The sequence below is a fragment of the Chelativorans multitrophicus genome, assembly GCF_011317445.1.
Classification (GTDB): domain Bacteria; phylum Pseudomonadota; class Alphaproteobacteria; order Rhizobiales; family Rhizobiaceae; genus Chelativorans; species Chelativorans multitrophicus.
Map to the genome: position 1 here is coordinate 377,845 of NZ_JAAAPL010000002.1, position 13,796 is coordinate 391,640.

14 protein-coding genes and 1 tRNA gene are annotated in these 13,796 nt (G+C 61.0%); 7 read left to right on the plus strand and 8 right to left on the minus strand.

Features of this window, described 5'->3' with window-relative positions; translation table 11 throughout:
- Positions 1 to 76: 76 nt before the first annotated feature.
- The 3 genes from GNP00_RS12480 to GNP00_RS12490 form a co-directional block, all read right to left on the minus strand.
- Positions 77 to 152, minus strand: a tRNA-Glu gene (locus tag GNP00_RS12480).
- 164 nt (positions 153 to 316) lie between these two features.
- Entirely contained in the window at positions 317 to 1,327 is a 1,011-nt protein-coding gene (locus tag GNP00_RS23390; RefSeq protein WP_343034324.1) for a YcbK family protein, read from the minus strand.
- 552 nt (positions 1,328 to 1,879) lie between these two features.
- Positions 1,880 to 3,703, minus strand: coding sequence for a PHA/PHB synthase family protein (locus GNP00_RS12490; RefSeq protein ID WP_011581260.1), 1,824 nt, complete (start codon positions 3,701 to 3,703; stop codon positions 1,880 to 1,882).
- An 81-nt stretch (positions 3,704 to 3,784) separates the two neighbouring features.
- Here GNP00_RS12490 and GNP00_RS12495 point away from each other — a divergent pair, with 81 nt between their 5' ends.
- The 6 genes from GNP00_RS12495 to GNP00_RS12520 all read left to right on the plus strand — a co-directional run bounded on the left by GNP00_RS12495 (position 3,785) and on the right by GNP00_RS12520 (position 10,204).
- A complete protein-coding gene (locus tag GNP00_RS12495) occupies positions 3,785 to 4,117 on the plus strand; it encodes a hypothetical protein (protein ID WP_157038066.1) in 333 nt (110 codons plus the stop codon).
- A 69-nt stretch (positions 4,118 to 4,186) separates the two neighbouring features.
- Positions 4,187 to 5,404 (plus strand): LL-diaminopimelate aminotransferase, encoded by a 1,218-nt coding sequence (locus GNP00_RS12500; RefSeq protein WP_011581258.1) that lies wholly within the window; start codon positions 4,187 to 4,189, stop codon positions 5,402 to 5,404.
- Between the two features lie 40 nt (positions 5,405 to 5,444).
- Entirely contained in the window at positions 5,445 to 6,755 is a 1,311-nt protein-coding gene (locus GNP00_RS12505) for a homoserine dehydrogenase (RefSeq protein ID WP_011581257.1), read from the plus strand.
- A 219-nt stretch (positions 6,756 to 6,974) separates the two neighbouring features.
- Positions 6,975 to 7,484, plus strand: a complete 510-nt coding sequence (locus tag GNP00_RS12510; protein ID WP_011581256.1) for a MarR family winged helix-turn-helix transcriptional regulator — start codon at positions 6,975 to 6,977, stop codon at positions 7,482 to 7,484.
- Positions 7,481 to 8,632 carry an HlyD family secretion protein gene (locus GNP00_RS12515; protein WP_011581255.1) on the plus strand — a complete coding sequence of 384 codons (1,152 nt, stop codon included), beginning with the start codon at positions 7,481 to 7,483 and terminating at the stop codon, positions 8,630 to 8,632. Before GNP00_RS12510 ends, GNP00_RS12515 begins: the two co-directional genes overlap by 4 nt.
- 30 nt (positions 8,633 to 8,662) lie before the next feature.
- Positions 8,663 to 10,204 (plus strand): DHA2 family efflux MFS transporter permease subunit, encoded by a 1,542-nt coding sequence (locus GNP00_RS12520; protein WP_011581254.1) that lies wholly within the window; start codon positions 8,663 to 8,665, stop codon positions 10,202 to 10,204.
- A 73-nt stretch (positions 10,205 to 10,277) separates the two neighbouring features.
- Here GNP00_RS12520 and rplI read toward each other — a convergent pair whose 3' ends face one another.
- The 3 genes from rplI to rpsF form a co-directional block, all read right to left on the minus strand.
- Positions 10,278 to 10,868, minus strand: coding sequence for a 50S ribosomal protein L9 (gene rplI / locus GNP00_RS12525; RefSeq protein WP_011581253.1), 591 nt, complete (start codon positions 10,866 to 10,868; stop codon positions 10,278 to 10,280).
- 192 nt (positions 10,869 to 11,060) lie between these two features.
- On the minus strand, positions 11,061 to 11,309 hold the full coding sequence (gene rpsR, locus GNP00_RS12530) for a 30S ribosomal protein S18 (protein ID WP_011581252.1): 249 nt from the start codon (positions 11,307 to 11,309) through the stop codon (positions 11,061 to 11,063).
- Entirely contained in the window at positions 11,309 to 11,755 is a 447-nt protein-coding gene (gene rpsF / locus GNP00_RS12535) for a 30S ribosomal protein S6 (RefSeq protein ID WP_011581251.1), read from the minus strand. Before rpsF ends, rpsR begins: the two co-directional genes overlap by 1 nt.
- Positions 11,756 to 12,080: 325 nt before the next feature.
- Here rpsF and GNP00_RS12540 point away from each other — a divergent pair, with 325 nt between their 5' ends.
- A complete protein-coding gene (locus tag GNP00_RS12540) occupies positions 12,081 to 12,884 on the plus strand; it encodes a class I SAM-dependent methyltransferase (protein ID WP_011581250.1) in 804 nt (267 codons plus the stop codon).
- A gap of 45 nt (positions 12,885 to 12,929) precedes the next feature.
- Here GNP00_RS12540 and GNP00_RS12545 read toward each other — a convergent pair whose 3' ends face one another.
- Both GNP00_RS12545 and GNP00_RS12550 read right to left on the minus strand, forming a co-directional pair.
- A complete protein-coding gene (locus GNP00_RS12545; protein ID WP_011581249.1) occupies positions 12,930 to 13,241 on the minus strand; it encodes a hypothetical protein in 312 nt (103 codons plus the stop codon).
- Between the two features lie 29 nt (positions 13,242 to 13,270).
- Entirely contained in the window at positions 13,271 to 13,630 is a 360-nt protein-coding gene (locus GNP00_RS12550; protein WP_011581248.1) for a nuclear transport factor 2 family protein, read from the minus strand.
- Positions 13,631 to 13,796 lie beyond the last annotated feature (166 nt).

The following is a 13,796-nucleotide window of genomic DNA, read 5'->3' on the forward strand; positions in this document are numbered from 1 at the left end:
CGTCACCTCAACGTGCCAGTGCGCGCCTGAACATGAGTTTGAGAATTTGGGGAGGATCAACTAAGTTCCTGGTTCTTGGTACGCCCAAGGGGAATCGAACCCCTGTTTCCGCCGTGAAAGGGCGGCGTCCTAGACCGCTAGACGATGGGCGCGCTCAAGACGAGGCGGGTTATAGTAAGCTTCCTCTATTCCGGCAACCCTGTGGGCACGCATAAGGCAAAGATTTTTTTGCGATAATGATTTCCCGGGCAAAGCTCGGCTCCGAATGCCGGGAAGGGCTGCTAGGATTGGTAATCGTCCAATCGGTCCAGGGTGTTCAGCCGCGACGGCCGCAGCGCCAGTTCCAGTCCCGCTCCGGCCCGACATCCACATGGACCGCGTTGGTATGACAATAGGTGCCGACTCCGCCGCGGCCGGGAAGCGAGCGTGCAAACTGCGCCAACTCCCATTTGCTTACGCCTTCGACGACGATATCGGCTGCCGCACAATTCATATGCTGAGACCGGGGAGCACCGCGCACACGCCGATTATAAGCAGGGCTGCGATAGCCCGAAGTCACCACAACGCGCTTGCCGAAGCGGCGCTCGATCGTTTTGAGCACATGCACAAGCTTCGGTTTGAAGCAGGAGACATCAACGCTCTCGCGTTGCTTGAGCAGGCCGTTGGGCGCGAGGCGCGCTAGGCCCGCCGCCGAGGCAACTTGATAGTAGCCCTCTTCCTGCTCGTAAATATCAACGTCACCATCATCGTTGAGCGTGCCCAGCCGGATCTCGAAGAGCTGCTCGCCGGGACGTACGCCAGGCAGCGCGTCCATGCTGTACATGGCCGCCTGGGTCGGCGAGGTCGACGCAAGGGTAATTATCGGCTTGGCAGATTTCTCCTTCTCGCCTGCTTTTACCTCGGCGCTTGGCTGTGATTCGGCAGCATTCGTTTTCGCAGTCTGATCTTCTTCGCTCGGGAAGGGCACCTGAGGCTTGGCGGCGGAAGAGCCGAAAAATGCGGACAAGAAGCCGCGCTTTTGCGAGAGGCTTTGCTGCTCGGTCACGGCTGCCGTTTGCTTTGCTGGATTCTGGCCGTCTTGCACCACAGGTGCTTCGGAGGCAGTTTTCTCAGCTTTGGGCTGGGGCGAAGCCGTGTCGGCCGCAGCCACGGGCTGGCTTTCGGCCTCCTCGGCACCGACTTTCTTCTCTGCCTCGTCTGAAACTGTCTTTTGCTGGGCATCGGCAGGCGTCGCGGCGGGCGAGGAAAAGAGCCCGGCGAAGAGGGAGCGCTTGCCCGAGGCCGGCGCGGTATTATCACGGGCCGGGGCGGCGGATTGCGACGGCACTTCCTCCTGCCCTCCCTCCTGAGCGGATGCTCCAGGGCGATTCGTCGTTTCCGCCTGAGCGGTTTCGGCTTGCGTCAATTCAGCCGTGTTCGCGGCAGACGCCGTTTGGGCGGGCTGCGAATCAGAAGCCCGCTGCGGGCGGTTTTGGGGAAGCGAAGCTTGCCCTTCACCTGCACCGGATGTGTCCAGGTTAAGGCTCTCAAGCGTTGGGCTGCCATAGGAAGCGGGGGCAAGGTCCAGCTGCGCATCGGAGTCGGAGACGGAGCACGAAGCCGTCAAGATGCAGGCGAATGCGACGCCCAAGAAACTGGGTGCGCGCGAATATTCACGATTCGCGTTTCCCGCCGAAGCAAGCTTGCTGGCAGCCAAGAGCCTTCCTTCCCGGCAATTTTCGGGGAAACCTCCCCCCTCTCACGCTCGCACTATTGCGCAATCAAAAGAACGAAGGCAGTGGTAGCCAAATTATCCCTTTATAGCAATATACTTAAGCTGAAACGGGCCCATGCCCGCCGCCTAGCCGTCTTCAAATAATGTTCCAGTCTGTTGCAACTATTAGACGGCCATCTTTACATATTCGCCCGGTGCGTCTGCGAGCCATTTCCTTCGCCGGTCGAGCTTGCGCGCTTTCACCCGTTCATGTGAGTTCTTTTCGATCCAGGCGTGCCAATGCGGCCACCATGAACCAGGGTGCTCCTGGGCTTTGCTCATCCATTCTTCGAGGCTCCCGGCAAGGGCGGCTTGCCCTGTCCAATGCCGGTATTTGCCGGGTTCGGGCGGATTGACCACGCCGGCTATGTGGCCGGAACCGGCAAGCACGAATTCCACCGGCCCGCCAAAAAGCCGGCTGCCGAACAGGACGGATTTTGCCGGAGCGATATGATCCTCGGCAGCAGCGAGGCTAAAGACCGGGATCTTGATATCCGCGAGAGACAATCGGCGCCCGCCCAGTGTGGCCAACCCCTTCGCCAGATTGTTCTCCAGATAGCAATTGCGCAGGTAATAGGAGTGGTTGGCCGCTGTCATCCTGGTGGAATCGGCGTTCCAATAAAGCAGGTCGAAGGGAAGCGGCTCTCGCCCGCGCAGATAATTGTTGACCACGTAAGGCCAGATGAGATCGCGGGCGCGCAGCATGTTGAAGGCGCTCGCCATACGGTTGGCTTCGAGAAAGCCCCGTTCCTCCATCGCCTGTTCCAGCGCCGCGACCTGTTCCTCGTCGACAAAGACTTTCAGGTCGCCCGCAAAGGTGAAATCCACCTGGCTGGCGAAGAATGTGGCGGTGGCTATGCGATCATCCTTTTGCTGAGCCATGAGCGCCAGCGATGCTGCGAGGAGGGTGCCGCCGACGCAATAACCGACCGCATTGATCGCCTTTTCCCCGGTCTGCCGGGCAATCGTCTCCAGTGCGAACTCGATCCCCAAGCTCACATATTCGTCCCAGCCATAGGTCGCGTGCCGCTCGTCAGGGTTTACCCAGGAGATCACGAAAACGGTATGGCCCTGTGCGACGGCCCAGCGAATGAACGACCGCTCCGGTTTAAGATCGAGCACATAGAATTTGTTGATCCAGGGGGGAACGATCATCAACGGCCGCCGTAGCACCGTTTCGGTCGACGGCTCGTACTGGATGATCTCCGCGAGTTCGTTGCGCGCCACAACCTTGCCTGGCGTGGCCGCAACGTTCTTGCCAAGCTCGAACTTGCTGCGGTCGGTCTGGCGCAGCCGGATCTCGCCTTTGCCGGCCATCACGTCCTCGACCAGCATCCGCATGCCACGCACGAGATTGTCGCCGTCCGACTCGAAGGTTTCGCGCAGGAGCTGCGGGTTTGTGAGGACAAAATTCGTGGGAGAGAGCGCTTCGCTCAGCTGTGTCACGTAGAAGCGGGCCCTCTGCCGGGCCGTCTCGTCCAGTCCTTCTGCGTTTTCCACAAGATCGGCCGCCCAGCGCGCGGTCACCAGATAGACCTGCTTCAAGAAATCGAAAAACGCGTTTTGTGCCCATTCCGGATCTTCGAAGCGCCGGTCGCCGGGCTCCGGCTCCACGGCATCAATCGTCTCGCCGCTCAGCCTTCTGATCGAGTTGACCCAAACCGTCATGTAGGCGGAAAGGAGCTTCGTCTGCGCCTCGACGGCGCGCGCGGGATCCGAAAGCCAATATTCCGTCAGCTTCGAGAGGGTGCGAACCGCTTCCTGATAGGGCTGCGGCATGCCGGTCGTGCTTTTGCCCGCTTCGCGGGCGCGAACCCAAACGGCGGCCGCCTTGCCGGCTTCTTCCACGGCTCGGGCGAGGTTGAGAGCGAAGCGCTCCGGATTCCGAACGGTGTAGGCTTCGGTCGGGTCGGGCGTTTCGCGGTCGTCCTTATTTTCCCCGCTGGCCATTCTTGATGCTGGACCTCCCGAAGGGCGCTATGATAGCGCTGATTCAAACCTTGTCCATGTTCACGGGAACATATGAAAATCATGGCCCGCATACGACATTTTTCCGCAGCAGGCCTTGCGGCTCCATGTCTCATATCCTTGCTGATTTCGGGCTGCGCCGGGACGGGTTCGCGATCGGTTACGGCATCCCCCACCCAACCTGACGGCTATCCCAATCTCAACATGCCGATGGAAGCCGCCGCACCACAGATCTCGGCGGAGGAAAAGACGCGAATGACCGAGGAGCTTTCGGGCAAGCGCCTGAGGCCGGAGAACAGCCAGGCATCGGCCGCCGAGACTGAAAGGCTGCGCCGTCTTGCCCTGGAGCGCCAGCAGGAGATGCTGAGCCAGATCGAGTCTCCCGCTGATCGGTGAGTTCAAGAAGCTATCGACCGTTCTGGCGAACGGGTGTATAGGGCGCAATCAGCAATCCGGAACATCGCCATGGAAGAGTTTCACAAGGTCCGCCGGCTTCCGCCATATGTGTTCGAGCAGGTCAACAGGCTCAAGGCCTCAGCCCGCTCGCGCGGCGCCGATATTATCGATCTAGGCATGGGGAACCCGGACCTGCCGACGCCCAAGGCGATCGTGGACAAGCTCTGCGAGGTGGTGCGTGATCCGCGCACGCATCGATATTCGTCTTCGCGCGGCATTCCGGGCCTTCGGCGCGCTCAGGCTGCGTATTATGCCCGCCGCTTCGGCGTGAAGCTCAATCCAGATACGCAGGTCGTCGCCACGCTCGGCTCCAAGGAGGGCTTCGCCAACATGGCCCAGGCGATCACCGCGCCGGGCGACGTGGTGCTTTGCCCCAATCCGACCTATCCGATCCACGCTTTCGGTTTCATCATGTCGGGTGGAGTGATCCGCTCGATTCCCGCGGAGCCGGACCATAATTTCATTCCGGTGCTGGAGCGGGCGGTACGGCATTCGATCCCCAAGCCACTGGCGCTCATCCTGAACTATCCGTCCAATCCGACGGCTTGCCTGGCCAGTCTTGATTTTTACAAGGATGTCGTGGCCTTCGCGCGCAAGCACGACATCATCATCCTTTCCGATCTCGCCTATGCCGAGATTTATTTCGATACCGAAGCGCCACCTTCTGTCTTGCAGGTGCCGGGGGCGATGGATGTGGCGGTCGAATTCACATCCATGTCGAAAACCTTCTCCATGCCAGGGTGGCGCATGGGCTTTGCGGTGGGCAACGAGCGGCTGATCGCTGCGCTTTCCCGCGTGAAGTCCTATCTCGACTATGGCGCTTTCACCCCCATCCAGGTGGCTGCCACCGCCGCCCTTAATTCCGACGGCACGGAAATCGAGGAAGTTCGCTCCGTCTATCACCGCCGGCGTGACGTAATGGTGGATGCATTTGGCCGTGCCGGCTGGCAGGTGCCGCCGCCGCCAGCCACCATGTTTGCCTGGGCTCCAATACCGGAGCCGTTTCGCCAGCTTGGCTCGCTTGAGTTCTCCAAGCTCCTGGTCGAAAAGGCCGATGTGGCGGTCGCGCCTGGAATCGGCTTCGGCGAGCATGGCGACGATTACGTGCGCATTGCGCTTGTGGAGAACGAGCACCGTATCCGCCAGGCGGCGCGCAACATCAAGCGCTTCCTTGCCACGGCGGCGGAGCACCCCAGCAACGTCGTCCCGTTTGCGGCTACCCGCTAAGCGGCTGCAAAATCATAATAGTTGAAGGAAGGCATTAAACATGGCCGACGCCTTGCGCATAGGAATTGCGGGTCTTGGTACCGTTGGCGCGAGCGTTGTCCGCATGCTGGGCGCCAAGGGGGCGGAGCTGACGCGGCAATGCGGCCGCGAGATAGCGCCCGTGGCCGTATCCGCGCGTGATCGCTCGCGCGATCGCGGCATTGATCTCGGCAATGCGCAATGGTTCGATGATCCGGTCGAGCTGGCGCGTTCCGCCGAAATCGATGTCTATGTCGAACTGATCGGCGGCGAGGATGGTGCCGCTTTTGATTCCGTGCGCGCCGCGCTGGAGGCGGGCCGTCATGTGGTGACCGCCAACAAGGCCCTGCTTTCCAAGCATGGGGTCGATCTTGCGGCCATTGCGGAAGCAAACGGCGTGCTTCTCAATTACGAAGCCGCTGTTGCGGGAGGGATTCCCGTCATCAAAACAATGCGCGAGGCGCTGGCGGGAAATCATGTGAGCCGGGTTTTCGGCATCCTCAACGGCACCTGCAACTACATCCTTACGCGTATGGAGGCGGAGGGGCTCTCATTCGAGCAGTGTTTGAGCGAAGCCCAGCGGCTCGGCTATGCGGAGGCCGATCCCACCTTCGATATCGAAGGGCACGACACCGCGCATAAGCTCTCAATTCTGACCAGCATTGCCTTTGGCTGCCGCATTTCGGCGGATGATATCTATCTGGAAGGCATCTCGAACATCACGCAGGCGGATATCCGGGCGGCCGGCGAGCTTGGATACCGCATCAAGCTTCTCGGCGTTGCGCAGAAGACAGAAAGCGGGATCGAGCAGCGTGTGCACCCGACCATGGTGCCCACCAGCTCCGTTATCGCCCAGGTTCACGGTGTCACGAATGCGGTCGCCATAGAGACGGACATGCTCGGAGAACTGCTTCTCTCCGGCCCTGGCGCCGGCGGCGATGCCACGGCCTCGGCCGTTATCGGCGACCTGGCGGATATTGCAAAAAGCCGGCCGGGGTTCCAGCACGGTCCGGTATTCGGGCGGCCAGCAAAGGAACTTGCCCCCTACAAGCGCGCCGCCATGCGCTCACACGCGGGCGGATACTTCATCCGCTTATCCGTGCACGACCGCATCGGCGTCTTTGCCGCGATTGCCAAGCGTATGGCGGACAACGAGATTTCGCTTGAGTCGATCGTCCAGCATGGCGATGTCACTCACGCCGACCAGAAGACGGTGATCCTCGTCACCCATGAGACGACGGAGGCGGCGGTCCGCAGGGCCGTGGAGTGCGTCACCGAGGACGGGCATTTGCTCGACCTGCCGCAGGTGATCCGGATCGAACGAGCGGCCTAGACTTTTTTCTTCACTGCCAGCTGCCCGGACCGCAGGCGGTTCAGAGTCGGTCAGGCATGATTCTCGGGCTTTTACCCCGAGGGTCCATGCCTGTGCCTTGTCGTGGCTGGCGCCAAATTTCCAATTGCACCTCGCACGGCCACGCAGAATTGCACCGTCCATAGAAAGTTTATTGCAGCGCACCTAGATGCGCTTGTTTTATAAGCATGCTCATAATATATGCCACTTATGAACTCGACAGGCTCTCAAAACACACAGCAAATCGAGCGGCTCACTTTCCTGCTCCACAACATTCCGCGGCTCATGCGCAAGCGCTTCGAGGGCCGCGACAATGAGCACGGACTTTCAGCTGCCCAGTGGCGGCTTTTGGCCTGGACGATGAAGGAGGACGGCGCGACGCAGGCAAGGCTTGCCGAGCTTCTGGAGATCGAGCCGATCAGCGTTTCCCGCCTGATCGACCGGATGGAGGAGGGCGGCTGGGTCGAGCGGCGCCAGGGTTTGGAAGATCGGCGTATTCGAATGGTTTTCGCCACGCCCAAGGCGCGGGAGGCCCACAAGGGAATAAAGAAGCTTGTTCAGCAGGTTTTCGAGGAGGCGCTGACGGGTCTCGACGAGGAGGCGCGCGCCGCACTGGTCAGCGCTCTCGAGACAATTGCCGAAAATCTCTCCGACAGCGAGCCGATATGCGGCTCGGTGCAAAAGGCTGCAGAAGAGGTCGTATCGAAATGAACGCTATATCCAACCCAGAGGCAAAGGCGGAGCCGGTCGAGGTCGAGCAGCAGAAGGCAGGACCGGTGGCTTTGCCGCAACCTGCCGATCTCAAGCCGAAGAAGAAAAAGAACCGCCTGCGGATGGTGCTGATGCTCGCGGCACCGCTTGCGCTTGCCGTTGCGGGAACATGGTGGTGGGTGACCAGCGGGCGATATCAGGAGACGGACGACGCCTATCTGCAGCAGCCCAAGCTTTCGATCGCCTCCCAGATCGCGGGCCGCGTGGTGGAATCCAATGTCGCGAACAGCATGCACGTGGAAGCCGGCGCGGTGCTTTTCAAGGTAGACCCGGAGCCCTACCGAATCGCGCTTGCGCAGGCGGAAGCTGCTCTTGAGGGAGCGCGCCTGCAGGTAGAGCAACTGCGCGCCTCATACAGCCAGGCCGAGGCTCAGGCGCGTGATGCAGACAGCGAAGTCGCCTATCTTGAGACGCAGCTTAAGCGCCAGCAGGATCTTTCGGGGAAGGGTGTGGCGTCCCAGTCATCGCTGGATCAGGCAGAGCGCAACCTGCAGAAGGCGAGGGAGAGCCTAAGCGCTACGCGGCAAGCTGTTGCGAGCGCCCTGGCCGCACTTGGCGGCAATCCGAAAATCGAGACGGACAAGCATCCGACGGTGCTTTCGGCTCTGGCAGCCCGTGACAAGGCCGCTTATGAGCTGGCTCAGACGACCGTGAGGGCTCCAGCCGATGGCATCATCGCCCAGGCGTCGGATTTCCGCAATGGCCAGTTCGTCAGCACAGGCACGCCTCTGTTCTCCCTGGTGGAGACCAGAAGCTCCTGGGTCGAGGCCAATTTCAAGGAGACGCAGCTTACCCACATGAAGCCGGGCCAAAAGGCCGAGATCGTCTTCGATACGTATCCGGACCGGCCGCTGGAAGCCACCGTCGAGGATATCAGCGCGGGAACGGGGGCGGAGTTCTCCCTGCTGCCTGCCCAGAACGCTACCGGCAATTGGGTAAAGGTGACGCAACGCATTCCCGTTCGCCTCAAGCTTCAGATCGAAGAGCCTGAACTTCTGCTGCGCACCGGCATGAGCGCCACCGTGACCGTCGATACCGGGGTTTCACACGGCTTTCCGGGCCTGACTACGGCGCACGCGACCGAATAGGACCGCTTCACACGAGATTGGAACATCACAATGGCTGAAGCTGCCTCAGCTGCGCACGAGGCTGTCCCGCATCGTGGGCTGATCACCGTCGCGATCATGCTCGGCACCATCATGCAGGTGCTGGATACGACGATCGCCAATGTGGCGCTGCCGTCGATGACGGGCGATCTTGGTGCTTCGCCGGACACGATCACGTGGGTGCTCACATCCTATATCGTGGCCGCCGCCATCATGACGCCGGTCACGGGATGGATTTCCGATCGCATCGGCCGCCGTGAGTTCTTCCTGGTCTCGATTGCCGGTTTCACCATTTTCTCAATGTTTTGCGGCGTTGCCTGGAACCTGGAGGTGATGGTTCTCTTCCGGCTTTTGCAAGGGGTGTTCGGCGCCGCGATCGTGCCCCTTGCACAAACCTTTCTCCTCGATATCAACCCCAAGGAGAACCACGGACAGGCAATGGCCGTTTTCGGCGCGGGCATTATGGTGGGCCCCATCATCGGTCCTACGCTGGGCGGCTGGTTAACCGAGACGCTTAACTGGCGCTGGGTGTTCTTCATCAATCTGCCGGTCGGCATTCTCTGCCTGCTGGGCGCTGCGGCTTACCTTCCACGCGCGGCCCGCCGCCTGCGGGGGTTCGATTTCTTCGGGTTCGCCATGCTATCGCTCGGCGTCGGCGCGCTGCAGCTCATGCTTGATCGCGGCGGCGAGGTCGATTGGTTCGCCTCGCCCGAGATCTGGATAGAACTGGGGCTGTCGATCACCGGCTTCTGGCTCTTTGCCGTTCACACGCTGACGGGCGAGAATACGTTCATCGACCGCCACATCTTCCGCGACCGCAATCTCGTGACGGGGCTCGTGTTCATCTTCGTGGTGGGCATCATCCTGCTCGCGAGCCTTGCGCTTTTGCCGCCCATGCTCTCGCGCATCTTCGGCTACACGACGATGCTTACGGGGCTTATCATGGCGCCGCGCGGCATTGGCACGATGATTTCGATGATCATGGTCGGCCGGCTGGTGCGGGTAATCGACGCGCGAATCCTGGTGGCTGCGGGCCTGTCGCTGACGGCCTGGTCGCTCTACCTCATGACCGGCTTCTCGCCGCAGATGGATGGACGCCTGATCATCGAATCCGGCATCATCCAGGGCATTGGGCTCGGGCTTGTTTTCGTGCCGCTATCGACGATCACATTCGCCACCCTCGACCCGAAATACCGTACCGATGGCGCCAGCCTTTTCAGCCTGACCCGCAATATCGGCTCCAGCATCGGCATCTCGGTCGTCACGGTGCTGCTTGCGAACAGCACACAGCTCAACCATGCGGAGCTTGCCACGCACATTACGCCTTACAACGCGAACCTATGGACGGTTATGCCAGGCGCAGCCCAGGGCGATCCGACCTCGCTGTCGATTGTCGACCAGCTTGTAACCCAGCAGGCGCTGATGATCTCCTATATCAACGATTTCAAGTTCATGATGATCATAACGCTCTGCGCCATCCCTCTGGTTCTTCTACTCCGGGTGCCGAAGCGCAAAAGCGGCAGCGGAGAGGCGGCGGTGGCGGCGATGGAATGAGTGGCTGCAAAGCTGAACATGAAAAAAGGCCGGTCCAGGACCGGCCTTTTGGATTCATAAGAGACCTGAATGATCAGGCGTTCTCTTCGCCTTCTTCCTGCTCGATCTCCGCTTCAGGATCGAAGAAGGCTTCCGGACGGGCGCTCTCGTTGATCTCCTCGCCGTAAATCGCTTCCGCGGAATCGAGCGTCTCACCGCGCGCCTGGCGTTCGGCCTCGTCGGCCGAGCGGGCGATATTCAACGTCACGGTCGCGACCACTTCGGGATGCAGCGCGATGGCCACATTCGTCAGGCCGATGGTCTTGATGGGCTGATTGATATCCACCTGGTTGCGGCCGATCTTGAAGCCTTCGGAAGCAACCACGTCGGCAATATCGCGGGCCGAAACGGAGCCGTAGAGCTGGCCGGTCTCGGCGGCGGAGCGGATGACCACGAAGCTCTTGCCGTCGAGCTTCTCAGCCACGGCCTGGGCTTCGCTCTTGCGCTCAAGATTGCGCGCCTCAAGCTCGACACGCTGCGATTCGAACTTCTTGCGATTGGCATCGTTGGCGCGCAGCGCCTTGCCCTGCCGCAGCAGGAAATTGCGGGCGAACCCGTCTTTCACGCGCACGACATCGCCCATCTGGCCAAGGCGCGGAATGCGTTCCAGAAGAATGACTTCCATTATCCGTTTCCTTCTCATCGCCCTCGGAGGGCTTGAAAAAGGCAGGCCAGGAAACGGCGCCACAGGGCTGGTTCGCTGTCCTGCCGGGTTGGCAGTTAGAGGCCGGTCGCCTCAACTCGGGTCTAAAGCTTGCCTCTTCCGCCCCCGAAGCGGAGAGGGGAGCGGGCGCTCAAAAAGCGCCCGCAGCCGGAATTACTTCACCACGTAAGGCAGAAGGCCGAGGAAGCGGGCGCGCTTGATGGCGCGCGCGAGCTCGCGCTGCTTCTTCTGGCTCACCGCCGTGATGCGGGACGGCACGATCTTGCCGCGCTCGGAAATGTAGCGCTGCAGGAGCTTCACGTCCTTGTAGTCGATCTTCGGCGCGTTGGCCCCGGAGAACGGGCAGGTTTTGCGGCGACGGTGGAAAGGACGCCGCGTGGGGATCTGGTTAATATCGACCATTATTCGTCTCCCTCATCCTCGCGCGAGCGGCGCGGGCGGTCATCCTCACGCGGGCGGCGCGGCCCGCGATCGTCGAAATCGCGGCGCGGGCCCCGATCACCACGATCTCCGCGCTCGCGGTCGTCGCGGCGCTGCAGCATGGCCGAGGGGCCTTCCTCATGCGCCTCGACACGGATGGTCATGAAGCGCAGGATGTCTTCCGAAATGCCCATCTGGCGCTCCATCTCCTTCACGGCTTCCGCCGGTGCGTCGAGATCCATGAGCGTAAAATAGGCCTTGCGGTTCTTCTTGATGCGGTATGCGAGGGACTTAACACCCCAGTTCTCGATCCGGCCGACCTTGCCGCCGCCGCTCTCGATCACACCCTTGTACTGTTCCACAAGGGCGTCGACCTGCTGCGCGGAGAGATCCTGCCGGGCAAGAAATACATGTTCGTAGAGAGCCATTCTCTTGCCTTTCTCCTTCTTTTTCTGCCCGTTCCAGCGGCTAAAGCCTCAGCGACTTCTCTGTTCCGGGACGAAGCCCGGCCGAAGAAAGGCGCATTCAAGACGGTCGAGAGCGGAGACACGGGAGGCGGAAGCCTTCTTGCTTCGCAGCGGGCGAATAATCGCCCGGCCCTCCGTTCAGCCCCCGGCTGGGACCGGCAGATCGCGCGCTTATACAGGGTTTTGCCGGCGATGCAAGCTTGGCCTACTGCTTTTGGCCGCTACTCCTGCAGCACAGACTGACGTATCTATATCGCCATGGTGAGTTCTTAGGTGGAGTTTTGCTTTGACCGAGGCGGAACGTCACGACGCATGGCAAGCAGGCGACAGCTACGACATCTATATGGGGCGGTGGAGCCGGCAGATTGCGCCGCTTTTTCTCAAATGGCTTAATCCCGATGAGGGGCTGCACTGGTTGGAGGTGGGCTGCGGAACCGGCGCGCTTACGGCCGCCATCGTGGATCAGTGCCGTCCCGGAAGCCTGATCGCGATCGATCCTTCGGAGGGCTTCATCCGGAAAGCCCGCGTAAATGTGCCCGATCCGCGCGTCGAGTTCCGGGTGGGGGACGCGGAAGCGTTAAGTCTGACAACTGATAGCCGGGATGCCGCCGCATCCGCGCTCGTGCTTAACTTCGTTGCGGACAGGGAAGCGGCCATAGGCGAAATGAAGCGCATGGTGCGGCCCGGTGGCCTGGTCGGTTTTTACGTATGGGATTATCCAAACGGCGGCATAGAGTTCATGCGGCGATTTTGGACCGCAGCAGTTGCCCTTGACCCAAATGCGCGCGACCTCACCGAGGATCGCCGTTTTCCATTCTGCACATCGGAAGGACTGATCGCGCTGGCGCGCAAGGGCGGGCTGCATGCGGCCGAGTGCATCTCCATCGAGGTGCCGACGGTTTTCAAGGATTTCGAAGATCTATGGCGGCCCTTCACCTTGGGTGCTGGGCCGGCGCCGGGCTATTGTGCCAGCCTGGAGCCGGATGCCCGCGAACGCCTGAGGGCGAAGCTGGAGCAAACGGTATCCCCCGAGCCGGACGGATCCATTCGAATGAAGGCCCGAGCCTGGGCGGTAAAAGCTGTCGTCTGAAGCCGCCCGAAGGCCGGGCGGCCGATACTCTCATGCTGGTGGCAACTACAGAACCCTGTAGACCGTCCAATAGGTGGAGCCGGAAACGATGTAAGGCTCCATTTCCTTGCCCCACTGCTTGTGGGCATCAATCCTGCCGATGGTGTCAAAGAACCGCTCCAGCTGCGCCAGGCTTTCCACCGTGTGGTCGATCTCCAATACGGCTTCCTTGGCGCCGATGGAGCCAGTCCGCAATTGGACATTCATCTGGTCGGTTCCCGCTTGGGTGCCGATTTCCTCGATCCAGCGGCGCATGAGGTCCACGACGGTCTGCTTGTGGCCGAAACGGGCTTCGACATGCCAACGCGCGGTAAACATCTGTCATCCTCCCTTGGCTTTACGCCTCTTTATTCATCCCATGCCTGCACGACCGTCTGACGGGCGATCTTGCCGTCCTTCAGCTCCAGAGTCGCCATGCAGAAAACCTTGACGCCGTCGGGATAGGTGCAGTTCTCCGTAAAGGCGATCCGGTCGCCCTCAGAGATGCTCGTATCCACCTCGTGCGTCATCGCGCGGCCGCAAACATCGTCCCAAAAATCCGTGATCGCCTCGCGCCCCCGCACCTCGAGAGGCCGGCTCGGCGGATTGTTGCGGTCTATGATGCGCATGAGCGCGTCGTCGGTGTAAAAGCTGGAAAGCGTCCGGCCATCGCGGTTCTCGATCGCCTGCTTCAGGGAAGAACCAGTGACAACTTCTTTTGTGAGCATTGTCTCCTCCACTTGTCGGAGAACGGTGTGCCTGGCGCCAGGCGGGCGCTTTCAAGGACGCCGCAGCCGGGCTCGTCGAATGTGCGAAATCGCGATCCGGGACGAAGCGCCTCCAGCGCCTCGTTCCGGCATTATAAGCCTGGTGCGGCATCGCCGTTCTCACCAC